General features: G+C 72.6%; 17 protein-coding genes and 6 pseudogenes. 16 read left to right on the top strand and 7 right to left on the bottom strand.

Features of this window, described 5'->3' with window-relative positions; all coding sequences use genetic code 11:
* Positions 1-216: 216 nt before the first annotated feature.
* Together C6376_RS27545 and C6376_RS27540 are read right to left on the bottom strand one after the other, a co-directional pair.
* Complete coding sequence (locus C6376_RS27545) at positions 217-2,982, bottom strand: FtsX-like permease family protein (protein WP_254076075.1); 2,766 nt, start codon at positions 2,980-2,982, stop codon at positions 217-219.
* On the bottom strand, positions 2,979-6,281 hold the full coding sequence (locus C6376_RS27540) for an ABC transporter permease (protein WP_254076074.1): 3,303 nt from the start codon (positions 6,279-6,281) through the stop codon (positions 2,979-2,981). The genes C6376_RS27545 and C6376_RS27540 overlap by 4 nt, the downstream gene beginning before the upstream one ends.
* A 486-nt stretch (positions 6,282-6,767) precedes the next feature.
* Here C6376_RS27540 and C6376_RS27535 point away from each other — a divergent pair, with 486 nt between their 5' ends.
* On the top strand, positions 6,768-7,397 hold the full coding sequence (locus C6376_RS27535) for a PASTA domain-containing protein (RefSeq protein ID WP_173985742.1): 630 nt from the start codon (positions 6,768-6,770) through the stop codon (positions 7,395-7,397).
* A 102-nt stretch (positions 7,398-7,499) separates the two neighbouring features.
* Here the strand turns inward: C6376_RS27535 and C6376_RS27530 are convergent, their stop codons facing one another.
* Positions 7,500-8,471 carry a LysR family transcriptional regulator gene (locus C6376_RS27530; RefSeq protein ID WP_107449220.1) on the bottom strand — a complete coding sequence of 324 codons (972 nt, stop codon included), beginning with the start codon at positions 8,469-8,471 and terminating at the stop codon, positions 7,500-7,502.
* A 184-nt stretch (positions 8,472-8,655) separates the two neighbouring features.
* Between C6376_RS27530 and snpA the strand changes: the two genes are divergently transcribed.
* Both snpA and C6376_RS27520 read left to right on the top strand, forming a co-directional pair.
* Positions 8,656-9,339: a snapalysin gene (gene snpA / locus C6376_RS27525; protein ID WP_107445903.1), complete on the top strand. Its 684-nt coding sequence runs from the start codon at positions 8,656-8,658 to the stop codon at positions 9,337-9,339.
* A gap of 45 nt (positions 9,340-9,384) precedes the next feature.
* On the top strand, positions 9,385-9,828 hold the full coding sequence (locus C6376_RS27520) for an OsmC family protein (RefSeq protein WP_107445902.1): 444 nt from the start codon (positions 9,385-9,387) through the stop codon (positions 9,826-9,828).
* A 267-nt stretch (positions 9,829-10,095) separates the two neighbouring features.
* On the opposite strand, the pseudogene C6376_RS46470 reads toward C6376_RS27520, so the two are convergent.
* Both C6376_RS46470 and C6376_RS27505 read right to left on the bottom strand, forming a co-directional pair.
* Positions 10,096-10,221, bottom strand: a pseudogene (locus tag C6376_RS46470) (hypothetical protein); the annotation flags it as partial.
* A gap of 29 nt (positions 10,222-10,250) precedes the next feature.
* Positions 10,251-11,063: a universal stress protein gene (locus C6376_RS27505; protein ID WP_254076073.1), complete on the bottom strand. Its 813-nt coding sequence runs from the start codon at positions 11,061-11,063 to the stop codon at positions 10,251-10,253.
* 391 nt (positions 11,064-11,454) lie between these two features.
* Between C6376_RS27505 and C6376_RS27500 the strand changes: the two are divergent.
* The 10 genes and pseudogenes from C6376_RS27500 to C6376_RS45480 form a co-directional block, all read left to right on the top strand.
* Positions 11,455-11,691, top strand: a pseudogene (locus tag C6376_RS27500) (hemerythrin domain-containing protein); the annotation flags it as partial.
* 9 nt (positions 11,692-11,700) lie between these two features.
* Entirely contained in the window at positions 11,701-12,678 is a 978-nt protein-coding gene (locus tag C6376_RS27495) for an ABC transporter ATP-binding protein (RefSeq protein ID WP_107445900.1), read from the top strand.
* Positions 12,679-12,684: 6 nt separating this feature from the next.
* Complete coding sequence (locus tag C6376_RS27490) at positions 12,685-13,854, top strand: ABC transporter permease (RefSeq protein ID WP_107445899.1); 1,170 nt, start codon at positions 12,685-12,687, stop codon at positions 13,852-13,854.
* Positions 13,851-15,026, top strand: coding sequence for an ABC transporter permease (locus tag C6376_RS27485; RefSeq protein WP_107445898.1), 1,176 nt, complete (start codon positions 13,851-13,853; stop codon positions 15,024-15,026). The genes C6376_RS27490 and C6376_RS27485 overlap by 4 nt, the downstream gene beginning before the upstream one ends.
* A gap of 51 nt (positions 15,027-15,077) precedes the next feature.
* Positions 15,078-15,572: pseudogene (locus C6376_RS27480) on the top strand (DUF4389 domain-containing protein); the annotation flags it as partial.
* 9 nt (positions 15,573-15,581) lie between these two features.
* Positions 15,582-15,959: a hypothetical protein gene (locus C6376_RS27475; RefSeq protein WP_107445896.1), complete on the top strand. Its 378-nt coding sequence runs from the start codon at positions 15,582-15,584 to the stop codon at positions 15,957-15,959.
* Between the two features lie 121 nt (positions 15,960-16,080).
* Positions 16,081-16,602 (top strand): universal stress protein, encoded by a 522-nt coding sequence (locus C6376_RS27470; RefSeq protein ID WP_159083261.1) that lies wholly within the window; start codon positions 16,081-16,083, stop codon positions 16,600-16,602.
* Positions 16,603-16,716: 114 nt separating this feature from the next.
* Positions 16,717-17,202, top strand: a complete 486-nt coding sequence (locus C6376_RS27465) for a flavodoxin domain-containing protein (RefSeq protein ID WP_107445894.1) — start codon at positions 16,717-16,719, stop codon at positions 17,200-17,202.
* Positions 17,203-17,232: 30 nt separating this feature from the next.
* A pseudogene (locus C6376_RS27460) lies at positions 17,233-17,583 on the top strand (cyclic nucleotide-binding domain-containing protein); the annotation flags it as partial.
* A 34-nt stretch (positions 17,584-17,617) separates the two neighbouring features.
* The gene (locus C6376_RS45480; protein WP_254076072.1) at positions 17,618-17,797 is read left to right on the top strand and encodes a hypothetical protein; all 180 of its coding nucleotides are present in this window, start codon (positions 17,618-17,620) and stop codon (positions 17,795-17,797) included.
* A 267-nt stretch (positions 17,798-18,064) separates the two neighbouring features.
* On the opposite strand, the gene C6376_RS27450 is transcribed toward C6376_RS45480, so the two are convergent.
* A complete protein-coding gene (locus C6376_RS27450) occupies positions 18,065-19,636 on the bottom strand; it encodes an oleate hydratase (protein WP_107445893.1) in 1,572 nt (523 codons plus the stop codon).
* Positions 19,637-19,818: 182 nt separating this feature from the next.
* Here C6376_RS27450 and C6376_RS45475 point away from each other — a divergent pair.
* The 3 genes and pseudogenes from C6376_RS45475 to C6376_RS27435 all read left to right on the top strand — a co-directional run.
* Positions 19,819-20,259 (top strand): annotated as a pseudogene (locus C6376_RS45475) (cytochrome d ubiquinol oxidase subunit II); the annotation flags it as partial.
* Between the two features lie 41 nt (positions 20,260-20,300).
* A pseudogene (locus C6376_RS27440) lies at positions 20,301-20,693 on the top strand (ABC transporter); the annotation flags it as partial.
* Positions 20,694-21,019: 326 nt separating this feature from the next.
* The gene (locus C6376_RS27435; RefSeq protein WP_107449219.1) at positions 21,020-21,913 is read left to right on the top strand and encodes a universal stress protein; all 894 of its coding nucleotides are present in this window, start codon (positions 21,020-21,022) and stop codon (positions 21,911-21,913) included.
* Between the two features lie 64 nt (positions 21,914-21,977).
* Here C6376_RS27435 and C6376_RS27430 read toward each other — a convergent pair whose 3' ends face one another.
* On the bottom strand, positions 21,978-23,393 hold the full coding sequence (locus tag C6376_RS27430) for an NAD(P)(+) transhydrogenase (Re/Si-specific) subunit beta (protein WP_107445890.1): 1,416 nt from the start codon (positions 23,391-23,393) through the stop codon (positions 21,978-21,980).

Raw genomic sequence — 23,393 nt, 5'->3', positions numbered from 1 at the left:
GCGGGCGGGGGTCGTCGGAGTGGCGGCCTGGGCCGCCGAGACAGCGAGGGTCGGGCGCCAGGGCCCCGGGGATCCCGGCCGGACGCGGGGATCGCTGCCGCCGGGTCCGACCGGCGTCAGGGGCCGGGGTCGCCGGGGGCCTCGAGGACCGGTGCCGAGGCCACCGGATTCCGGGGCCGGGGCCGGGGCCGCCGACGACGGTGTGCGTCGCCCTTCTCACCTGGTGTCACCCGCTCTCAACTCCCGCACCGCTCCCCTCCTCCCCGCCCACCACGCCTGTACCGCGGCGACGCCCACCGTCATCACCACGACACTCAGCGTGGGCACCGTCAGCGACCAGGGGTCGGTCGACAGCCGGCTCTGCTCCACGGGAGCGGCCGCGGGCGGTAGCGCCACCGCGGTCAGGTCCATGCCGGGGGCGAGCAGGCGGATCGCGCACCAGCCGGTCAGGGCACCGCCGGCCGCGGCGAGCAGGGCCTGGGGCAGGGACTCCAGGACGAGCAGGCGGCGGCCCTGCGCACGGGTGAGGCCCATGGTGCGGAGCCGGGCGAGCAGCGCGACGCGTTCGGGAGCGGCGCGCAGGAGTGACAGGAGCAGCGCGAGCACGGCATAGCCGGCGCCTGCCGCCACCGCCGCAGTGTAGAGGTGCTCGGCTCCGGACTGGAGGGGCGAGTCGACGTACCGGGCCCTCTCGTCGGCGCGGAGCCGGACCGACACCGCGTCCCCGGCCGCCTCGCGCAGCGCACGGCCGTCCGCTTCCGGGCCCGTCGCCAGCAGCGTCGTCGGCTCGGCCGCCGTGGCGCCGAGGCCCGCGCGGTCCACCACCAGGAAGTCGGCGCCCGGCACGGCCGGAGTGACGTCCCGGACGAGAACGATGCGGACGGTGACACTGCTGCCGTCCTCCATGGTGACGGGGAACGGGGACGAACCCTGGGCTTCCGCCACGCGTGGGGAGGCCACGGCGGGCAGCGCGGCGCCGGCCCCCGACCCGCCCCGGCCCTTCCTCACCGCCGCTTCGGCGAAGGCGCCGAGCCCCGTCCTTCTCGTCAGCTCCGCATAGCCGCCGGGATCCACGCCCACCACCGGCACTGCCTGGCGCCCGTCGTTCGGCTTCGCCTGGTACGCGATGCTCACCGCGGCCACGTCCCGCACGCCGGAGACCCGGCGCACCCGTTCGGCCAGGCCCGAGGGCAGTGGACCGACGGTCGACTCCAGCCGGGCGTCGGCCCCGACGGCGAGGAGCGCCGTGTGGTCCCTGGTCTCGCCGATGCCGGCCAGGACCGAGCCGCCGAACGAGGCCGTGGTCAGGGCGGTGAGCAGGGCGAGCAACGGCAGTACGGCGGACGCGGAACCGCGGCCGGCCCGAGCCAGGGCCAGATGGCCCACCACCCCACGCAGCCGCCCGGCCGGGCCTGCCAGGCCGCGCAGCGGAAGGGGGTAGAGGCGGACCAGCAGCAGCGCGGCGATCACTCCCACCAGCACGGGTGCCGCCGAGATCAGCTGGTCGCCGGAGCCGCCGGACGTCCCCTGCCGGCGCAGGGTCACCACCGCGCCGACGGCCACCGCCGCCAGCGTCAGCTCCGCGACCGTGCGTCGCCGGGACGGTCGTACGGACGTCACGTCCTCGCGGAGGACGGGAATGCGGACGAGCCGGTGGGCGGCCGCGGCGCGCAGGGGGAGGGCGACACAGGCGAACACCGTGACCGCGAGGGCGGCCAGTACGGCGGGCAGGGTGCGCGCCCCGGGAAGGGCCCGCATCGCCACGGCCAGGCCGAGCGCGCCGGCCGGGACGGCGACCACCGCCGTCTCCGCGAGCAGGCGGCCCGCGAGGCCGGCCGACGAGGCGCCGCGAGCGCGCAGCAGGGCCAGTTCGGTGCGGCGGCGGTCGGCGGCCAGACCGCCCGCCAGCGCCAGGACTACGGCGGCGACCGTACCGCCGCCGAACGCCGCGACCGCGATCAGCGGGGAAACGCCGGCGTGCAGGCGGGCGTAGGAGTCGAGAACGTCGTCGAGGCGGGTGTCGGCGTCCGTGAGGGGGTCGGTGGCCGTGCGTATCTGCTGGAGACCGGGGCCCGACACCAGTGCGGCGAGTGCGGACTTGAGCGCGCCCAGGTCACGGTGGCGCAGGGTGTGCGGGTCGGGGGCCAGCCGCCAGTAGCGGTAGGGTCGCCCTTCGGTGCCCAGCAGCGCGGGAGCGGCCTCGGGCGGCAGCAGCAGGGCGCCGAGCCAGTACCGGGGCGACTCCGGGTCGACGGGCGACACCCGCATCAGAACGGGCGTGCGCAGCAGGATGTCGGTCGCCCAGTAGGCGCCTTCCCGGTCGCGCGGTTCGACGATGCCGGTGATCCGGACGGCGAGCGTGTCCCGTCCCGCGCCGGGGACGTGCAGGACCGACCCCACCTTGATGCGCAGGCTCCTGGCGGTGTCCGCGCTGACCGCCGCCTCGACCTCGGGCGTCGTCGCGGTGACCGTGCCGGACGCGCGCGGCGGACGGCCCTCGCTCAGCCGGGCGTGGTCGGCCAGACCGGCCTGTGCGACGAGGGCGACCCGGGCGGGCAGCCCGCTCGGCCGGGGCAGCCAGGGCTCGGGCACCGCCTGGTTGGTGGAGGTGGCCACGCCGTACGACGACTGGCCCGGGTCGGGGACGAGGGGACGCCGGACCGTGCCGAGGATGCTGTCGTAGTGGCGCTTCACGGTGGCAGGGCGCAGTGCCTGCTCGCGTTGTTCCTGCGGCAGGTTCGGCAGCGGCGCCGGGGCGGACAGCGTGACGACGCTCCGGAGGTGGGGCACCTGATCGACGGAGTGGCGCAGGCCCGCGTCCTCGTACCGCTCCAGTGCGCGCGGGAACGCGGCGGCCAGGCAGGCGGTCACCGCCACCAGCAGCGCGAGGGCGAGAGCGGCACCGGGCGCGGACCGCAGGCGGGTGCGGACCCACGGGGCGGCGACGAGCGTCCCACGCCTGAACGGGATCACCGTGTTCACTCCCCCTCCCGCAGCACCCGCACCGGATCGGCCCGTCGCACCGCCGGCAGCGCCACCACGACGACCGGGACGGCGGCCACCGCCGCCACCAGGGCCGCCACCCGCAGCGGCGGCAGCACCACGAGCAGATCCGGAACGGGGTGGGTGGCTTCGCCGGTCAGCACGATGAGCGGCAGCACCGCACGGGTCAGGGCGAGGCCCAGGCCGGTACCCACGGCCAGCGCCAGCGCGACCAGGACGCTCTGCTCGCCGGCGACGGCACGGGCCAGCCGGCCAGGCGGGGCGCCCAGGGCGCGCAGCATCGCGAACTCGGCGTTCCGCTCCCGCAGCGCCCCGGCCGCGCTCACCGCGAAACCGAGCGCGGCGAGCATCGCCGCCGCGGCGGCCGCCGCGGTGAACGCGGCCTCCGGGCCCGCGCCGAACGGATCGTCGCGCAGTTCGGCGGCGATCTCGTCGCGCACGACGATCTGCTCGGGATCGAGGTCGGGCCGGGCGCGCAGGGCGGTGGCGACGTCCGCACCGTGCGAGGACGAGTCCGGCCGCAGCCACCACTCGGCGGGCGCGAGGGCGAGCCCGTAGCGTGCCTGGAGGACCCGGTTCACGGCGGACAGATCGACGAGCAGGGCACCGCCGTCGCCGTCTCCCTCCTCGCCCTGGGCCGTCGGCAGCTGCCGTAGGGCGCGCACGATCCGCACGGGCACGTTCTGCCCCTCCACGACGATGTCCATGGTCTGGCCGGGGCGGGCGCCGGCGGAGGCGAGGAAACGGTCCGTGGCGAGGGCGGCCACCATGGTGGTCCGGGGCTGTGTCACCTGCATGCGCAGCGTCAGCGACGGGCTGAGCCAGGGCTGACCGGAGGGAACGTAGCCCGTGCCGTACACCGCGGTCGGGTGTGCGGCGGGGCGGACGGCCGGGCGGGCGGGCGTGGTTCCGGCGTCTGCCGAGCCCTGCCCGTCGGTGCTGGAGGCCACCGTCCAGGGCGCCGCCGGCAGGGGCACCCGTTGTGCCGTGCCGGTGGCGGTCGTCGCGGTCAGGGCGTCGAGGGTCAGGGTGTGCTGTTCCGCACGGTTCGACGGCACGGGCAGCACGAGCCGTACCCCGGTGAGTTTCAACGGTCCGTGGCCGCTGGGCAGTTCGACCGAGAGTGTGTGCGGGCGGGCGTCGGCGGGGAGGCTGCCGGACGGCAGCGGGTAGGGGACGCCGTGGTCGTCCTCCAGCGTCTGGGTCACGGTCGCCGCGCTCTGCGTGCCCGGCACCGAACTGAGCAGGGTCGCCGTCAGCGTGATCCGGGTCGCCCCGGCGGGTACGCGTGCGCCCGCCGACTCGCCCGCCGGTCCCAGCCCCGCCAGCAGCCCGTTCATCGGGGCGGGCGCGAGGTCGGGGCGCATCAGGACGGTGTCCGCCGCGTGCGCGGTGTCCAGCGCCAGCACCGTCGCCGTGCGGTCGCCGGACAGCGGCAGCGTCGTCCGCACGGCGGGGGCGGCTTCGCTCACATGCGGCACGGCCGCGTACTCCTGTGTGAGGCCGAGCTCGCCGCCGCCGGTGCCCAGGATGCGTACCGGCGCGCCTGCCGCGAAGTCGGCCTGGTCGTCCTGCGAGCGCCCCAGGGAGGAGCCCTGGCCGATCGCCAGCACGCCGAGCGCGACGGCCGGCACGAGCAGCAGTACGGGTCCGGCGCCGTGCCCCGGTCGGCGGCTGAGCTGCCAGCCGGCCAGCGCCACGGCCAGCCCCCGCCCGCCCGCCGCCCGGCGTTCGGCGAGGCGCGCGGCGGGCGGCAGCAGACGCAGGGTCAGGACGGCGCCGGCCAGCAGCGCGAGGGCGGGCGCGGTGACCAGCAGCGGGTCGATGCCCAGGGCGCCGGCCGTGTCCGCGCTCACCGCGCCCGACGTACGGCGGTTCAGTTGCCAGAAGGCGACCCCGGCCACCGCCGTCAGCCCCAGATCCGCGCCGGCCCGCAGCCGAGCGGGCAGAGGGCGGGCGCGCAACGTGCGGAACCCGGTGGACGCGACCGCCGGCAGGGTCACCGCCAGCGCGCACCCCAGCGCCACCGCGGCCGCTGTCAGCCACACCGCGGGCCGTCCGCCGGCCGGCGCCTCGAGCTCCAGCCCGATCCGGGCCGGCGCCCCGTGTCCGGCGAGCAGCCGGGTCAGCGGGCCTGCCAGCAGCGGGGCGATGAGCAGCGCGGGCCCGGCCAGCAGCAGCGCCTCCAGGGCGGCGAGGCGGGCGAGGGCGGCGCGGGAGGCACCGCGGGCGCGCAGCAGCCGGGTCTCGGTGGTGCGTTCGGCGGCGAGCAGCCGGGCCACGAGCAGCAGCGCGCAGGCCGCGAGCAGCGCGAGTTGGAGGGCGACGATCAGGAGGGTGGAGCGGGAGACGAGCAGGGAGCGCTCGACGCGGTCGAGGACTTCGGGCAGAGCGGTGCTCGCGGTCGTCCCGCCTTCGCCGCCGTCCCTGGTGCGCAGCTTGAGCAGGGCGGCCGGCCCGGTGCGCGCGGAGGTGCGCAGGGCGTCGATGCGGTCGGCGGTGAAGCGGGTGAAGTCGGCGGAGGCGAGCCACGCGGACGGTCCCTCGCTCACCCGGCCGCCGGTGACCACGGAGGGCGCCGTCAGGAGGGGTCCGTAGGTGGTGAAGTCGGACGTCCGTCGTACGCCCCGGCCGCCCAGTTCGTCTGTCAGCCAATAGGGGGAGGCAGGGTCGGCGGGCCGGTACACGCCGGTGACGGCGATCGGTACGGACGGCCCGCCGAGCCGGTCGGTGACGGTGAGGCGGGCGCCCGGCGCGAGCCGAAGCCGCCGTGCGGCGGTCTCGGGCAGCGCCACCTCGACGTCGTGGGTGCCCGCGCGCGGGGGCCGTCCCTCGCTGAACCGCACCCGGGTGGAGTCGAGCGTCGCGAAGTGTGTGAGGTCGGCTTTGTCGCCGGGCCGGGCGGCTGCCGTCCTGGTGGTCGCGGGCAGGGCGTACGGGCCGGAGCGCACCAGCGTCCGCACGGTCACCGGCAGTCCGTCGAAGGTACGGCGGGCGCCGTCGCGCACGGCGGTGTCGGCGGCGCGGCGGTCGTCGGCCGCCACCTCGGCCGTGACGACCAGCGCGGCGTCGGCGGCGTTGCGTGGCCCGGCCAGCGAATGGCGCAGGGCCGCGTCGCCCATCGCGGCCGAGTAGGCGGCCAAGGCCGCCAGCACGGACGTGGTGAGCAGGACGGTGACGAGCGCGGCCGTGATCAGCGCCCGATGGGCTCGTGCCCTCGCCAGGACGAGCGTGGCACTCCCCGGGCGCACCCCGAAACGCCCCCCGTAAGTCGCCACCCGGCTCCCCCAAGCCCCGCTGACACCACTGACCAGATCTTTCGGTGATGTTGTCAGACCGGAAGCCGCGCGGTAAGCAAGGGTGAGGCGGCCTTGATCGGATTGTGACCGCAAATCGGCATCCACTGACCGGAATCCGGGCTGTGGAGGCTGCTCCGCGAGCCGCTGGGAGGTCACGGCAGTGGAGGCGAGCCCGCGTGCGGCGTTCGTCGAGGTCCTCGGGGGAGTCGGGCGGGGCCCCGCCGTCGCGTGCGACCGCGGCGAAGGCCCACCCGGCCCTCACCTGTGCCCGTGAAACCCCGACGGCGTGGAACACCCCGCCTCGTGCTGCCGGCACACCGGCTCCAGGGCACCCCGGGCAGCACCGAGTGGTGCGCACATGCGCCCGGATCCCCCCATTCGAGTCACAGCACCGTCACGCCCGGCGCGCGCTCCCCCTGTCGGTCCTACGCTCGCCAGCATCATCTGCGCAATCAGGGGGCAATCATGATCAGTCGACACATCATCGGTGCAGCGATCGGCGTACTCGTCATCGCAGGCACCGCATCAGCCTGCGGTCCCGACGACACCTCCGGCAGCAGCGCGACACCCGCCGTCGGCACGTCGAAGACCGCGGGCGGCGATGACGGCAAGGCGGAGACGAAGGCCGTCCCCGGTTTCATCGGCATGGGACTGCAATCCGCCCAGGACAGCGCCCGGTCGGCCGGTTTCCGCAGCCTCTCCTCCCACGACTCCCTCGGCCGCGGCCGTATGCAGGCCTTCGACCGCAACTGGAAGGTCTGCAGCCAGAACATCGCCGCGGGAAAGGTGGTGTCCGTGGACACCGAGCTCGACTTCGGCGCGGTGAAACTCGACGAAACCTGCCCTGCCAAGGACCAGACCGCGCCGGCCAAGGCCGGTGGCACGATGCCCGACTTCGCGGGCAAAAGCGTGAAGACCGCCCGCGCCGCCCTCGACTCCGGGACGTCGATCTCCGTGAAGGACGCCGCCGAGGACCGGTTCGTGCTCGTCGAGTCGAACTGGCAGGTATGCACGCAAAAGCCCGCCGCCGGAGAGAAACTGAACGGGCAGCCCGTCGAGTTCACAGCGGTCAAGTTCGGTGAGAGCTGCCCCTGATCGCGCTGCACGGGGCCGGAGCGAGGGGTAGCGCCCACCCGGTGCCGGGCTGCCGCGCGGTCTGCGGCCCTGACTGCGCGACAGCCTGGAACTCGTCGCTGTTCAGGCTCCCACCGCCCGCAGTGTCTGTGCCGGCCGTCCGGCGGCTCCGCGCGCCAGCCACTCCTGGTATGCAGGCGCCTGGCAGGCCGCTTCCCAGTATGCTCTTTCCAACTCCGGTGATTCGGCGTCGAGTTCGGCGTTCGTGCGGGCCGCGAGCAGCAGCCGCACACCGATCGGGTCGCCGTGCAGGGGCCGGATGACCAGGTCGGGGCGGGGCGGCAGTGCGGTCGGCTGACTGACCGTGACGACTTCGCCGATGGCGGCCAGGAGGTAGGCGGTGAGGTAGTCACCGTGCAGCAGATCGGGCTTGATCCCGGCGGCGCGCAGCACTCGGCACACCCCGTCCCACTCCCCGTCGACCGTGGCGTCCACCATCCAGCGGTCGTGAGCGAGGTCCGCGAGACGCACCTCGGGGTGGGCCGCCGCGGGATGGTCGGCGGCCATGGTGACGAACTGGGGTTCGCGCTCCACCAGGACGCGCAGACACAGCCCGTTCGGGACGCGCAGCGGGCTGCCCTCGACCTCGTGCACGAACGCCAGGTCGAGCCTGCCCTCGGCCACCTGCCGCAGCAGGGCGTTCGCGGACACGTCCATCTGCAGGCCGGGCTCGACCGCGGGCCTGCGGGCGCGCAGCCGGCTGAGCCAGCCCGGGATCGCCCGGCTGGCGGTGGCGCCGATACGCAGCCGGGGGCCGCCCGCCGTGTGGGCGGCCGCGGCCCGGGTCTCGGTCACGATCGCGGAGAATTCGTCCACCAGCGGCCGTGCGCGGCTGACCACGACCTGACCCAACGGCGTGGGGCGGCTGCCCCTGGAGTCACGGACGAAGAGCCGGCCGCCCAGCAGCTGCTCGATACGGCGCAGCTGGGTGCTCAACGAGGGCTGGGCCATGCCCAGTTCGCGAGCCGCCTTGTGCAGACTGCCGGCGTCGGCGATGGCGCACAGCACGCGTAAGTGCCTCACCTCGAGCTCCATGCGCGGAGCGTAGGGGCTGGGTCTGACGAGACGCCAGATGTTCAAACGCCAACATAACAACACGAGTCGCTCCGATAGCCGTGTGCTATCCCCGGTTGCCATCATCCCCGCGGCCGACCGGCTGCCCCACACTCGGCCCTACCGATCGTTCACCACCCCACACGAACGAGTAGGAGCCCCCCACATGACATCCACCCGTAGGTCCTCCACGTCCGCGAAGGCCTCCAGAAGACTGCTGGCGCTCGGCCTGGGCGTGACGTTCGCGGCCCTTGGCAGCGCGGTCCCGGCGAGCGCCCAGACAACCGGCTCCGCCGCCGCCCCTGTCACCGGTTACACCGGTTCGGCCCAGGAGTCGGCGAACAACAAGGCGTTCTTCGAAGCGGTCCTCGACTCGGTCGCCGAGAAGCAGGCGGCCAACCCGAGCCTGCAGTCGGTGACCGTCTACTACAACGCCTCCCAGGCGCCGAACTTCCGCTCCCAGATATCGAGCGCCGCCTCGATATGGAACAGTTCCGTGAGCAACGTCAAGTTGCAGTCCACCTCGGGCAGCGGCGACTTCGCCTACTACGAGGGCAACGACTCCCGGGGCTCGTACGCCTCCACCAACGGCCACGGCAGGGGCTACATCTTCCTCGACTACGCCCAGAACCGGCAGTACGACTCGATCCGCGTCGCCGCGCACGAGACCGGTCACGTGCTGGGGCTGCCGGACCACTACACCGGCCCGTGCAGCGAACTGATGTCGGGCGGCGGACCCGGCACGTCCTGCACCAACCGCTACCCCAACACGACCGAGCGCTCGCGCGTCAACCAGCTGTGGGCCAACGGCCTCGCCAAGGCGCTCGAGAAGCTGAACAAGGTGCGCTGACGACCCGAGGACTCATCGCCCGTCCGTGGGCGGTCCGTGCCGCCGATGACACGGCCCGCTTCGCGTTCGGCGCGATCTCCTCGCGCTTCAGGGCCCGTTCACCGTGAGGCGTACGGGCCCTCTCGCGCACGGCACATTCCCGTACGGCGGGTTGAGCGTTCCTGGCCAGACTCGTCTTCCGCATGGCGGCTTTGGACGAAGTACGCCGTCGAACTGTTCGCCGCGTCGCTCGCCACCTGCGTCGCCTTCCACGCGGGCCGCTATCTCCTCCGCCATGGCCTGCACCGCACCGGGCTCCGGGTCCGTATGGAGTTCACCATGGCCTGCGACCGCCCCGCCCGTGTCGCGTCGATCCGCCTCACGATCACACCGCCGCCTGGGCTCTCCCAGCAGCGCCACGCAGCGCTGCTCGCGGTCGCGTCGCACTGCACGGTCCCGAGCTGGATGGAGTGTGCCTCGGCGCCGCGGACGGTGCCCTTCGTGGCGTAGCCCTCGCCGGTGACGTCGTAGAGCCTCCCGCCGGTCCACAAAGCCCGTACGGTCATCTCGTTGAGGGTCAGCGTGCCGGTCTTGTCGCTGCACCCAACGGTCGCTGAGCCGAGCGACTCCACCGAGGCCAGGCGTTTGACGATGGCGCCGCGGCGCGCCATCCGGTGCACCCCGAGAGCGAGGGTCAATGCCAGGACGGCGGGAAGCCCACTCGGGCCGCCGGGCCGGTTCGGCCAGTCGATTAGGCCTGTGGACCTGCGCGCGTTCGGCGGTCGCCCGCGTGCTCAGTCCTACGGCTGGATCGACGCGCAGCTGTTCGGCGACCCGTGTGAGGGTCAGACGGTAAGGGTCCGACGCCCCGGTGGCGCGTTCCGCCGCCGATACCGATGGCACGGTCTCAGCCCTCGTCGGTCCGTCCACGGTCACACCTTTGCGCTCGGGACGACGGCCACGGGGCAGTGCGCGTGCCGCAGCAGCATCCGGCCGACCGAGCCGGGCAGCGTGTTCCGGACCCGGTGACGCGCGCCGACCACGACAAGCTGCGCGTCCGCACTCGCCTCGACGAGGACTCGGCCCTCCCTGCCCCGCAGCCATCGGGGGCGCACGGCAACGTCCGGGTACTTCGTCCGCAGGCTGGACAGCGGGCCGAGGGGTAGCCGACCGTTCCCGGCCCGTGTGTGCAGGACGACGAGATCGGCGCCGCGCCCCAAGGCTTCGGCGAAAGCGAATTCGGCCGCTGCCGTGAGGGCCGGTGAGGCGTCGTCGGCCAGCACGACAGGACCGGCCGGCTCCGGCCTGCCCCGCACGACCAGGGTGGGACAACGGCCGTGGGCGGTCAGCCGGTCGGCGACGGAGTCGTGCAGCAGAACGCCGTCGCGGGTCGCTCGGCGTCCGCCCACCACGGTGAGCGACGCGGTACGCGTCTCGATCTCCAGTACGGCCGCGGGCTCGCCGAAGAGGACGTCACACGTGATCGTGACCTGCGGCGCGACGCTTCGCGCCCTCCGCTCGGCTTCGGTCAAGGAACCGTTCACCCGGTCCCGCAGCCCTCCGCCGTCCGGATCCCAGGGCGGTATACCAGGCGGGACGTGCGTCGACGGCCATACGAGGGCGTGCGTCAGCCGCAGGCCCGTCCCACGCCGCTCTGCCTCCCACGCCGCGGTCTCCACCGCGGCCAGACTCGACGGCGAGCCGTCGACGCCCACCACAACCGGACCACCCATGGGGCCACTCATGGCAGCTCTCCCCTCTCCGGACGCTCCCGTCCTCGCCGGGCGGTCCTGTCCTGCGCGGCGGGACAATGACAGCGCAGGCGGCCGTGCCCGGCATCGCCGGCCGGGCGGTCCCCGGCTCGCCTCCACGGCTATCAGCCTCGGCCTTCCGAGACGGTCCCGCACTGGGCCATACGGGCCCCGAGGGCATACCGTCCGGCCCTCCCGCGCCGGGCCTCGCGCGGTCAGCCTGGGTGGAGGAGGCGCAAATGCGGTCAGGTTTCGTCTGCCGCACCAACCCGGAGGTGTGCCATGACCGGCCCTGCCGTCGTCGGACTCGACGGTTCCGCCGCGAGCGTCGCGCCCGCGATGGGGGTACCTCCCACGCCCTTCAGGCAGACAGGAAGCCGAGGAGGAAGGGCTGTTGCCGCACGAGCACGCCGAGGAAAACCAGCTCTGCCCCGCGCTCGCGCCCACGCTCGGCGGCCCGGAGGCCACGGCGACGATGAGCCGCGCGCACGCCGAGACGGAGCGCCGCGCCCTCACCTTCGAGCAGCTCGACGACCTGCGCGCCTGTCTCTACGGGCAGCACAGCGTGCTGCGCCTGCACTTCACACAGGAAGAGGAGAACTACTTCTCCCTCGCACCATGAGGTGATGCCATGAACGATCCCGTGAGGGACCCCGACGCCACCCGGGCCGTGCTCGAATGCGGCCACCTGGTCCGGCGGTTCGGTGAGCGGACCGCCGTCGACGACGTGAGCCTGCGCATCGCGCCGGGCGAGACGTACGGCCTGCTGGGGCCGAACGGCGCGGGCAAGACGACGACGATCAGGATGGTGTGCGGACTGCTACGCCCCGACACCGGGACCGTGCACGTGGCGGGGCAACCGGTGAGCACCGCCGCCGGGCCGGCCAAGCAGCTCATCGGCTTCGTCCCACAGGACGTGGCCCTCTACCCCGACCTCAGCGTCCGCGAGAACCTCCGCTTCTTCGGCCGCCTCTACCGGCTCCCCCGCCGCCAGTTGGAGCGCCGCGTCGACGAGGTGCTGCACCTCGTCGACCTCGGCGCACGGGCGCACGACCGCGTCGACTCCCTGTCGGGCGGCATGCGCAGGCGCCTCAACATCGGTGCCGGGCTGGTGCATTCGCCGACACTGCTGGTGCTGGACGAGCCGACCGTCGGCGTCGACCCGCAGAGCCGGCACGCCATCCTCGAGAGCGTCACCCGCTTCGGCGAGGAAGGCATGGCCATCCTCTACACCACGCACTACATGGAAGAGGCCGAACGGCTCTGCGACCGCGTCGGCATCATCGACCGCGGCCGCCTGGTCGCCGAGGGCACCCCACGCGAGCTGGTGGCGCTGGTCGCCGAGCGGGACCGGGTGCGGCTGACCGCCGTGGGCAACCTGGCGGCGTACGCCGACGCGTGCAGCCGCCTCGCCCGCGTCGAGGGCGCGGCACGGACCGTCGGCAACGGCGACGTCGTGGAACTGGTCGTCAAGGACGCCCGCAGCCTGCTGCCGGACCTCCTCGATCTCGCCCACGCACAGGGCGCCGACATCCGCAGCGTGGAGATCGACGAGCCCGACCTGGAGGCCGTCTTCCTCCACCTGACCGGCACCGCCCTGAGGGAGTGAGCCGCCATGCACGTCGTACTCGCCATCGCTGCCAAGGACCTCAGACAGCGGCTGCGCGACCGGTCCGCCTGGGTGATCGTGTTCCTGGCACCCATACTGATCTCGGCCCTCATGGCCATGGCGTTCAACAACAACGACTCGTTCCGCGCGAACATCGGCGTCGTCGACCTGGACCGGGGCCCGGCCGCCACCGGACTCACCCAGGTCCTGAAGAGCCCGGAGCTCCAAGGCACGGTCCAAGTGCAGTCCTACGACGACGAGAGCGCCGCCCGACGGGCCGTGGACGATGGCAGCGTGCACGCCGCCATCGTCGTACCCGACGGGTTCACCGAGTCGCTGCGGGGAACCGCGGCCGCACCGGTCCGGGTCCTGGACAGCGTCGACTACGGCCTGCAGGCCCAGCTCGCCCGGGCCGTCACCGAGTCGTACGTCGCCCAGGTCAACGCCGGCCGACTGTCGGTCGCCACAGCCATCGCCGCAGGCGCCCCACAGCGCGACATCCCCGAACTCGCCGCCAAGGCAGCCCTGTTGCGGCTGCCCGAGCAAGTCCAGCCGCAAGGCCTTCCCGACGACCCGCTGAAGGTGATCAGCTACTTCGGGCCCAGCATGGGCATGTTCTTCGTACTGTTCACAGTCGGCTTCGGGGCGCGCGGCTACTTCATCGAGCAGCAGCAGGGCACCCTCGACCGGATCGCTGCGGCACCCGTCGGGCGCGGTGCACTGCTGCTCGGCAAGTCGGTGTCGACGTTCGTCTACAGTCTGGCCGGGCTGGCCACCGTGACGGTCGTGTCATGGCTCGCCTTCGGCGCCAGCTGGGCGGACCCGCTCGGGGTCGCGGCGCTCAGCGTGGCCATGGCGGTGTGCGTGGTGTGTCTGACCGCGCTGGTCATCGCGCTGGTACGCACCGAGCAGCAGGCCCAGGGGCTCGCGTCGATCCTGGTCTTCGCGCTCGTCCTGCTCGGTGGCAACTTCGTCTTCGCCTCCGGCACGACACCGGCGATCCGCACCCTGGCCCTGTTCACGCCCAACGGCTGGGCCCTGCGCGGCTTCACCGACCTGGGCACCGGGGTGCGCGGCTGGGACGCCGTCGGCGCCCCGCTCCTGGGCATCGCTTCGTTCTCGATCGTCGTGGCCGCGGTGACGGCACTGCTCCTTCGGCTGAGGAGGACATCATGACCGCGCTCGCGGTAACCCGGGCCACCCTCGTGCGCACCCTGCGCGACCGCACGGCGCTGTTCTTCATGGTGCTGCTCCCGATCGCCATCATCGTCGTCATCGGGGTCACCGTCAGCGGCTTCGACCAGTTCCGGGTCGGTCTCGTCCCTGCCGCCCAAGCAGGGCCGGTGACGAGGGAGTTGACTTCGGATCTGGAGGACGCACCCGGGTTGCGAACCCGCACCTACGACACCGCCGAGGAGGCGCGGAACGCGCTGCGCCGCGCCGAACTGGACGCGATCGTGCTGATGCCGTCCGGCCTTGACGCGGACGTACGTGCCGGGCGTTCCGTCACCGTACGGGTCCTCGTGGAGCCCTCGGGCAGCGCCGGCCACTCGGCGGTGACCTCGGTGTCGGCAGTCGTCACCGAGCACGCTGCGCGCCTGCAGGCCGCCCGGTTCGCCGGCGACGAGGCCGGCGGCGACTTCGACACCAACCTCGCGCTCGCCCGCGGCGCCGAACAGGCCGCGACTCCGATCGCCGTACGCAGCGAAACCGTCAACGGCCAGAGCGATTTCCTCCCACTCGGCTACAGCTACAGCACCCCGACCATGCTGGTGCTGTTCGTGTTCATCAACGCCCTGGCCGGAGGTGCGGCCATCGTGGAGACACGGAGGACCGGGGTGTACACGCGGGCGCTCGCGGCGCCCGTCGCGGCCCGCACCCTGGTGCTCGGCGAGACGGTCGCCTACCTTCTGCTGGCCCTCCTGCAGTCAATGCTGATCGTCGGCATCGGCGCGCTGGCCTTCGACGTCGCCTGGGGCGATCCGCTCGCCGCGACTGTCCTGGTCGCCGTGTGGGCGCTCGTCGGCACCGGCGCCGGTGTGCTGGCCGGGGCCGTGTTCCGAACCCCGGAACAGGTGCACGCGATCGGCCCCGCGCTCGGCATCGGGATGGGCATGCTGGGCGGCTGCATGTGGCCGCTGGCCGTGGTCCCGGACTGGCTGGAGACCACAGGGCACGCGGTGCCGCAGGCCTGGGCGGTCGACGCGTGGACGACGCTGCTGTCGCGCAACGGGGACCTGTCGGCGATCCTTCGCGAGCTGACGGTCCTCGCGGCCTTCGCCACTGCCCTGGTCACCCTCGCGTCCCTCGCGCTGCGCCACCGGCTGACCACCAGTTCCGGCACGTGAACCGCCGACCGCCCCTCACATCGGGGCCGGTCGTCCCCCTGTCGCGGCAACCTCATCACGGGCCGGTACCCACGCGCTCTGTTCGACTTCAATACCGGTGTACTGCGCTGGAGTTGGCGGGTGGCGTACTACGCGTACGGCGCTCTGGGCACCGACCGCTACCCGCCCTTCACGCTCGCCGACGTCCCCGACTACCCCACACACTGGGACGTCGCGTACCCCGAACAGCTCTCCCGGGGCCTGGTCCTGGTGAAGTGGTGGCTGCTGGCCATCCCCCACTACCTGATCCTGGGCTTCGTCCTCGGCGGAGTCCGCGTGGTCTGGTTCTCGGACGGGCTGCTCGGGCTGCTCACCCTGTTCGCCGGGATCGCCCTGGCAGCCACCAAGCGCTACCCGCGCGGCATCTTCGACCTCGTGATCGGGCTCAACCGCTGGATGCTGCGCGTGGCCGCCTACGCGGCCCTCCTCACCGACGTGTATCCGCCGTTCCGGCTCGACCAGGGCGGCCAGGGCGGCCAGGGCGGCCAGGGCGGCCAGGAACCGTAAAGACCTGTCGTGACTACGGCATTCGTCTCCGTCTTCCTGTTCGTGCACGGTCTCCTCCATCTGCCGGCCTGGCTGGCGCCGGCCGGCAGGAGCGAGCCGTTCGACCCGCGGCACTCCTGGGCCTTCGCCGCGGCCGGACTGCCCCAGGTCCGAGCCCTGGGGAGGGCCGCCGTCGCCCTCGCCTCGGCCACCACCGTCCTGTGCGTCATCGCGTGCGCCGCCGCCGCGGTGCGGAGCGGCGGCTGGACGACCGCGGCACTCACCGCGGCCTACGTCGGCCTTGCGCTCAAGGCCCTGTGGTTCAACCCCTGGCTGTCCCGCGGCGTGCTGCTCGATGTCGACGTCATCGCCGGTGTGCTGCTGGCGTGGCCACCATCGCTGTACTGACGGTGCCGGGTCACGACCGCCCACAAGGGACCGTTGGGCACCCACGGGGACCCTCTCGGCCCACGCACCACCGTCCGCCTTCGGGGCACCGTGGAACGAGAGGCCATCCAGGGAGGATGCCATGACACAACGCGCCGCCGACAACACCATCGTGGTGGGCGTCGACGGGTCCGAGGCGTCCATGGAGGCGCTGCGCTGGGCCACTCGGCAGGCCAGTGCACTGCAGGCGGACGTCGTCGCCGTACACGCCTGGCAACCGATCGGGGCCGGGTTCGCCCCCTACGCCCCCTCCTCGGCGCGTCCGACGGCCGCCGAGCAGCAGCAAAGGGCCGCACAACTGCTCGCCGAAACACTGCGCGCGGTCTTCGGCCCGCAGGTTGGCAGTGCCGTACGTGCCGTCGTGGTGGAGGGACAGCCCGAGCGGGTGCTGGTGCAGCAGGCGCACGGCGCCCTGCTGCTGGCCCTCGGGCGCACGGCCCACAGGCAGCACGACCTGCCCTCCATGGGCAGCGTGGGCCGCGCGTGCCTGCGGCACGCGACGGTCCCCGTGGTCGCGGTGCCCGCCGCAGAACGCTCCGCCCGTCCCGTTTCGCCGCCCGGGGCCATCGGGGCGCCCGCTTTCGCGAGGAGCGGCGCCGCATAGCGGGCGGCGGGTAGTCGGCTATGCACCCTTCGGGCAGCCTGACGTCCACCGCCGCGGTCACCGGTCACCCGTCACCCGTCACCGGCAGCGATCGAGGAATGACGAGGTGAGGTCATGGACCTCCTGGTGGGGTTCGCGACCGCGCATGGCTCGACCCGTGAGATCGCCGAGCGACTGGCCGCCAAACTGAGTGAGGCGGGCCTGAAGGCCGAAGCGAGGGCCATGACCACGGTGGACGACGCGGACGCGTACCGCGCCTTTGTCCTCGGTAGCGCCGTCCATGGACAGACCTGGCTGGATCCGGCCAAGGCTTTCCTACGGGACAACCTCGGCCCACTGGGTGCCCGGCCGGTGTGGCTCTTCAGCGTCGGAATGCCGGGCGCCCTGCGCGGCCCCGGGAAACGCCTGGCGCTGCGGGAGGCACCGGCTCTCGTCGAGAGCCTGCCCGGAGATCTTACGCACCGGAACCATCGGCTGTTCTCCGGTGTCATCGGACGGACTGTGCGATATCCCGCGAGTTCCCGTGACTCCTGCCGGGGGCCAGAGTCCCTGGCCTGGGGCTTCTCCCTCGTTTGCATGCTCGGCCAGTTTGTGACGTAACTTCGGAATTCCTGAAGCTTTCTCGTTTTGGAGGAAGGCGGGCGGGCCGACCGGTTCTGGATCGTACGGACCGGGACCGTCGCCCTCGACCTGTATGTGCCCGGCCGCCGTGCCGCCGTAGTCGAGTCCCTGGGCCACAACGAACTGATCGGCTGGTCCTGACACTTCCCGCCCTACATGTGGCAACTCGGCGCAGCGGCCACGACTCCGGTGCGGGCCTACGAGTTCGACGCGCAGGCGGTGCGAACGATGTGCGCGGACGACCCCGCCTTCGGCCGCGCGGTGGCGACCTGGGTCGGCCGGGTGGTGGCCCACCGGCTGCACGCGTCCCGCATCCGGCTGCTCGACCTGTACGCCCCTTACGGGAGCGGCAGTCGGTAGTGATCGATGTCCCTGTTCCGTACCAGATCACCGGGTGGTTCGGGAGACGGCCGACACGGTCGGCCTCGCGTCGGCGCCCGCGGGCCCGACGACGCTCGCCCCCATCGGCGAGGTCCTTTCCCAGGGGCCGGGCGGGCGGGTGACGCTGCGCACGCTGATCGGCGCCCGGCAGGTGGTGGAATGCCGCTCGCAGCAACTCCCACGGATCTGCTGACCGGCGAATCCGGTGCATCCTCACCGAGAGACGAAGGTGCGCGGCCGGTCCTGCCTCCGGCCGCGCACCTGTGGTGCGGCGCGAGCGCGAAATGGCGCTCAGACGTGCCGCACCGGGATGGTCCTGGCGCCCGCCTTCGCCTCCGGGACCGGGACGCCCTTCCCGTCCCCACAGACACGGTCGCGGCCACCCCTCGTGGACGCGCCCATGGCTGCCCCCGCCAGCTGTCCGTGACCTGGGAGGGCACCGCGGAACGGCCCGATCCGCCTATTGGCGGTGCATGGTCTCCAGTGCCCCTTTCAGTACGTGCGGGTCGTGGTGCCCCTTGTAGACCTCGGGCGGCCGTCGGTCGAGTCCGAGCAGTTCGGCGACCGCCGTCCACGCGGTGCGGACGGAGTACTCGACGGTGAACACCACGTCGTCCGGTACCTCGGCGAACTGCCCGATGAACGCGAGGTTCACCGACCCCCTGGGCATGACCCGGGGCCGGTCGCCGTGCCGGCGGACCAGGAACTGGCTGGTGATGTACGGCATCAGGCACGGCACGACGGTCGAGCTCGCCAGGACGCGCTGCGTGAGGTGCTCGTCGAACCGCAGGTGGTGCAGAACCTCATCGAGGATCTCCCGCCCGGAGCACTCGGTCATCGGCTTGCCGGTGAGGTTGCCGGGCCGGTCCGGGAAGAGGCCGTATCCCCACCACACCGACACGCTCTCGGGCTGGTCCCGGTAGACGGGCTGGCGGTTGACCACGATGGTGAGCAGCCAGTTGGAAGCAGTGAAGGTCATCAGCCCGCCCCTGCCCGCCTCCTGTCCGCTGAACTTCTCCATCGCCTCGAGGAACACCCGGTCCCGGGCGGTGACGGTGAACGACTCCCACCTCGACTGCGGAACGTGCTTGTCGAAGACGCCGGGGTGGCCGAAGTCGTCCCGGCCCCGGGACAGTCGGTGCCACAGCAGCCAGGCGTCGGAGCGGCGCGCGCTGTGCGGGTCGGGCGCCTCGGTGTGGGAGCCGAGGCTGGAGGCGTCCGTCATCGAGCCGTTGGTGACCAGGACGAGGTCGTCGGGGGCGACGCGGATCTCGTCGTCACGGTCGTTCCGGTGCAGGAGGATCCGCTCGACGGTCGTACGCGGCCCCGGTGCGAGCACGAGATCCCGGACCCGGCAGCCGGTGTGGATGGTCACGCCCCGCTCGGCCAGCCAGGCCCGCAGCGGGCGGACGATGGAGTCGTACTGGTTGTAGCGGGTGCGATGGATCCCCGACATGGTGGCGAACTCGGGGAACAGGTGGATGAACCGCTTGAGGTAGCGGCGGAACTCGATCGCGCTGTGCCAGGGCTGGAAGGCGAACGTGGTGCACCACATGTACCAGAAGTTCGTGGTGAAGAAGTGGTCGGTGAAGCAGTCGGTGATGGCCTTGGCGTCCAGTCGCCCCTCGGAGGTGGCTAGGCAGCGCATCAGGTCCAGCCGGTCTCGCTCGGAGAAGCCCATCGAGGTCACGTCGACGATCTTCCCGTCGCCGTCGACGAGGCGTGAGACGTCGTCCCAGGCAAACGTCTCGTGCCCGGCGAGGATCTCCTGGGTCACCGAGACCGAGGGGTCGTCGAGCGAGGGAATGGTCGACAGCAGATCGTAGGTGCAGCGGAACTCGGCCTCGAACATGCGGCCGCCGCGCATGGAGTAGCCGGTCTCCGGGGTGCCACCCGCGTCCAGGCTGCCGCCAATGCGGTCCTGCTCCTCGAAGAGGTGGATGTCCGCCCCGTCGAAGTCGCCCTCGCGGATCAGGTACGCCGCTGCGGCGAGCGCGGCGACGCCGCTGCCCACGAGATATGCCTTTGCCATTACAGCTCCTTGGTGTGGCCCGCTCGCCCGTCGGCGGGGCCGATCGGTGTGCTCACCGTTTCTCGTGGTGCGGGCCGGAGTCTGTAGGCCTTTGGGCACCGGGACCGGTCCGGTCGGCCCCGGTCCCAGGCCGTGGGATCCAGGAGAGGCCACGAAGCCGTTTTGTCCCATGGACGGCCCGCGAAGTGAGGGCCGTTCGGCCCCATGGCACGGCCCGGTGGGCTGGCCTGACCACGGTCGGGATCGCGCCGGTCTTCCTGCTGTGGACGCAGACCGACACCGGCAACGCGCGCAGCCTGACGGCGCTGGCCGTCACCGTGCTCGCGCTGCTCGGCGCCCTCGCGGCGAACCGTCGGGCACGCGAGGGCTGGGCGTTCGTCCTGTCCGGGGTCACAGTCGCCGCGGCCGTCGCGATGCTCTTCCTCGCGCTGTACCCGGACGTCATGCCCTCCAGCCTGGACACGGCGTGGAGCCTGACGGTCTCCAACGCTTCCTCCTCGGCGTACACGCTGAAGGTCATGACCTGGGTCGCCGCGATCATGACACCGCTCGTGCTGCTCTACCAGAGCTGGACGTACTGGGTGTTCCGCAAGCGCATCGGCGTCGAGCACATCCCCGCCTGATCCCGGCTCGAAAGCCACCGCGGACTGAGAGGCGGTCACCGATGAAGCCCGTGGACCCGCGATTGCTGCGCCATGCCCACGCCACCCGGCTCTTCCTCGCGGCATCCGTGGTCCTCGGCACGATCGGTGCGGCGCTGCTCGTCCTTCAGGCCGTCGCCGTCGCCGATGTGGTGGTCGGGGCGTTCCAGGACGACAGAGACCTCGCGTCCCTGCGCGATCCGCTGCTCCTGCCGGCCGGTGTCTCGGCCGGCCGGGCGGCGGTCGCCCGGCCGGCCGAGACTGCGGCCCGCCGGGCCTCCGCGGCGGCAAAGTCACCGCTGCGCGAGCGGCTGCTGGCGCACGCGACCGCACTCGGCCCGGACCACGTGGCCGCCCAGCGCAGCGGCGAACTGACCACGCCGGCCACTCGAGGCGTGGACGCCCTCGATGACTACGGGGCCACCACCGACGGCCGGGATGGCGGAAGCGCCGGCACAACCCGCAGTCACCGGTGACGCCGGGCAGCCCCGGCAGCCGGCCTGTGTACGACGGGCAGCGTCGGGCGTCCCCATCCCGAAGCCACCTGCCGGGCCGGGCGGTACGGCCCCCTTCACCAAGGTCGGCCCCGCGCCGGACCATGACCGGGCCGAGCATGGCAAAGGCCGTTCGGCCCCCCTCTGAGGCCCCTCAGCCCCTGCCCCTGCCATGTGCCCGGCGGGAATCTGACAGTGGAAGGGTTCGCACAGGAGCGTGCGGACACGGATCCGGGGAGGTGTCGGCCGTGCTTCGCCCCGTTGTCGTAGGCCTGGACGGTTCGCGTGAGAGCCTCGCCGCCGCCGACTGGGCGGCCCGGGAGGCGCTGAGGCGCGGTCTGCCGCTGCGCCTGGTGCACGCGTGGGAGGGCGGGATGTCGCCCGTTGAGTCGGAGCTGCCCGAGGTGGAGGCGCCGCGCTACTGGGCGCGGCGGATCCTGCGCGGCGCCATGGACCGGCTCAACGAGCGCTACCCGCAGGTGCATCTGAGCGGCGAGCAGATCTCCCGGCCGGCGGCCGACGCTCTCGTCGCGGCCGGTGACGACTGCGAGCTGCTGGTCCTGGGCAGCCGCGCGTTCAGCGGCCTCGGTGGGTTCTTGGCCGGTTCGGTGGCGCTGGCGACGGTGGCCCACGCGTCGCGGCCCGTCGTTCTCGTACGGGCCGATCAGGCCCTGGAGGACGAGCACCTGCCGGACCCGGAGGGTAACCACTCGGCGCGCACCCCGTACCGCGACGTCGTGGTCGGCGTGGACCCGGCGTCTCCCTGCGAGAAACTGCTTGCGTTCGCCTTCGAGACCGCGACACCGCGTGCCGCACCGCTACGGGTCGTGCACGCGTGGCAGCTGCCCTACATGCCCACCGCGGCAGAGGCGAAGGCACGCAAGGCGGTCAGCGCTGCTGCCGAGAAGGCGCTGGCTTCCGTGCTCGGGCCGTGGCGGGAGAAATACCCCACCGTGGAGGTCCGCGAGCTGGCCGGGGAAGGCCGTCCGGCACAACGGCTGCTGGACGCGACGCAGGACGCCGGCCTGCTGATCGTCGGCCGCAGGATCCGCCCGGCCAAACTCGGCGTCCACACCGGTCCGGTCGCACACGCTGTGATGCACCATGTCCGGTGCCCGGTCGCCATCGTCCCTCACGAGTGAGTCCCTGGTCGATACGATCACGGGCCCCCGCGTTCAGCGCGCGGGGGCCCGTGATCGTGGTGTGTCAGGCGACGAACTCTCCCACTGCCGCCTTCAGTTCGCTCAGTCCCTTCTTCGCGTCGGTGAAGAGCATGCCGGTCTTGGGGTCGGTGTAGAGCTCGTTGTCGATGCCCGCGTAGCCGTGTCCCATGGACCGCTTGATGACGACCACGCTCTTGGCCTTGTCGACGTCGAGGATCGGCATCCCGGAGATCGCGTTGCCGGGGCGGCGGGCGATCGGGTTGGTCACGTCGTTCGCGCCGATCACCAGGGCCACGTCCGCCTGCGGGAACTCGGGGTTGACGTCGTCCATCTCCTTCAGCTGGGTGTAGGGCACGTTCGCCTCGGCCAGGAGAACGTTCATGTGGCCCGGCATGCGGCCCGCGACCGGATGGACGGCGTAGCTGACGTCGATGCCGTGGTCGGTGAGCAGCTTGGCCAGGTCGCCGAGTTCGTGCTGGGCCTGGGCGGCGGCGAGACCGTACCCGGGGACAAAGATGACCTTGCTGGCGTAGGCCAGCTGGACCGCCACATCGTCTGCCGAGACCGATCGCACCTGGGCCGGGGCTGCGGATCCCGTCGCGGCGGGGGCGCTGTCGCCGGTGCCGAAGCCGCCGATGACGATGTTGGCGATGGAGCGGTTCATGGCGTCGGCCATCAGCTTGGTGAGGATGCCGCCCGAAGCGCTGACCAGCATGCCGGCTATGATCAGCGCGGTCTCGTCGAGTACGAAGCCCGCCATCGCGACCGCCGACCCGGTGAAGGCGTTCAGCAGGGCGATGACCACCGGCATGTCGGCGCCCCCGATCGGCAGCACCATCGTCACGCCGAAGAGCAGCGCCACCGCCACGAGCCCGTACAGCGCGACCCGGCTGTCGGGTGCCAGCACCAGCCAGACCGTGCCGGCGACGAAGGAGGCCGGCAGCAGGACGTTGAGCAGTCGTGCGCCCGGGAAGGCCACAGGTGCTCCGGAGACGACGCCTTGCAGCTTGCCCGCCGCGACCAGGGATCCGGAGAAGGTGACCGCTCCGATGACGATGTCCAGCGCTCCGGGCAGGGAGACGCGTGCGCCCAGGGCGGCCGGCTGGTCGGCCTGGAGCAGGTCGCCCACGGCGATGAGCGCGGCCGCGCCTCCGCCGACGGCGTTGAAGAGACTGACCAGTTGGGGCATGGCGGTCATCTGCACCTCGCGCGCGGCCCACAGGCCGAGCGCCGCGCCGACCAGACCGCCCGTGACCAGGACGAGCCAGCCGGTCCGGCTGATCGCGCCCTCGTCCGCCACCAGCCACACGGTGGCGCCGATCGCCGCGGCCATGGCGGCGGCGGAGAGGGCGTTGCCGCGGCGGGCCGTACGCGGGTGGTTCATCAGGTGCAGGCCGAGGACGAAGCAGGCGGCCGCGGCGAGGAAGATGTAGTGGACGGCGTTGGAGACAGTGTCCAT

The organism is Streptomyces sp. P3 (assembly GCF_003032475.1).
Taxonomy (GTDB): Bacteria; Actinomycetota; Actinomycetes; order Streptomycetales; family Streptomycetaceae; genus Streptomyces.
Note: the sequence above shows the minus strand (reverse complement) of the source record. Positions and strands in the feature narration are given on the sequence as shown.

Bases quoted from the DNA above. Each gene is read 5' to 3' on its own strand.
- C6376_RS27530 (WP_107449220.1), bottom strand. From the start codon at position 8,471: ATGGAGCTCGAGGTGAGGCACTTACGCGTGCTGTGCGCCATCGCCGAC.
- snpA (WP_107445903.1), top strand. From the start codon at position 8,656: ATGACATCCACCCGTAGGTCCTCCACGTCCGCGAAGGCCTCCAGAAGA.
- C6376_RS27535 (WP_173985742.1), top strand. From the start codon at position 6,768: ATGATCAGTCGACACATCATCGGTGCAGCGATCGGCGTACTCGTCATC.
- C6376_RS27450 (WP_107445893.1), bottom strand. From the start codon at position 19,636: ATGGCAAAGGCATATCTCGTGGGCAGCGGCGTCGCCGCGCTCGCCGCA.
- C6376_RS27485 (WP_107445898.1), top strand. From the start codon at position 13,851: ATGACCGCGCTCGCGGTAACCCGGGCCACCCTCGTGCGCACCCTGCGC.
- C6376_RS27490 (WP_107445899.1), top strand. From the start codon at position 12,685: ATGCACGTCGTACTCGCCATCGCTGCCAAGGACCTCAGACAGCGGCTG.
- C6376_RS27505 (WP_254076073.1), bottom strand. From the start codon at position 11,063: ATGAGTGGCCCCATGGGTGGTCCGGTTGTGGTGGGCGTCGACGGCTCG.
- C6376_RS27520 (WP_107445902.1), top strand. From the start codon at position 9,385: ATGACACGGCCCGCTTCGCGTTCGGCGCGATCTCCTCGCGCTTCAGGG.
- C6376_RS27470 (WP_159083261.1), top strand. From the start codon at position 16,081: ATGACACAACGCGCCGCCGACAACACCATCGTGGTGGGCGTCGACGGG.
- C6376_RS27495 (WP_107445900.1), top strand. From the start codon at position 11,701: ATGAACGATCCCGTGAGGGACCCCGACGCCACCCGGGCCGTGCTCGAA.
- C6376_RS27430 (WP_107445890.1), bottom strand. From the start codon at position 23,393: ATGGACACTGTCTCCAACGCCGTCCACTACATCTTCCTCGCCGCGGCC.
- C6376_RS27465 (WP_107445894.1), top strand. From the start codon at position 16,717: ATGGACCTCCTGGTGGGGTTCGCGACCGCGCATGGCTCGACCCGTGAG.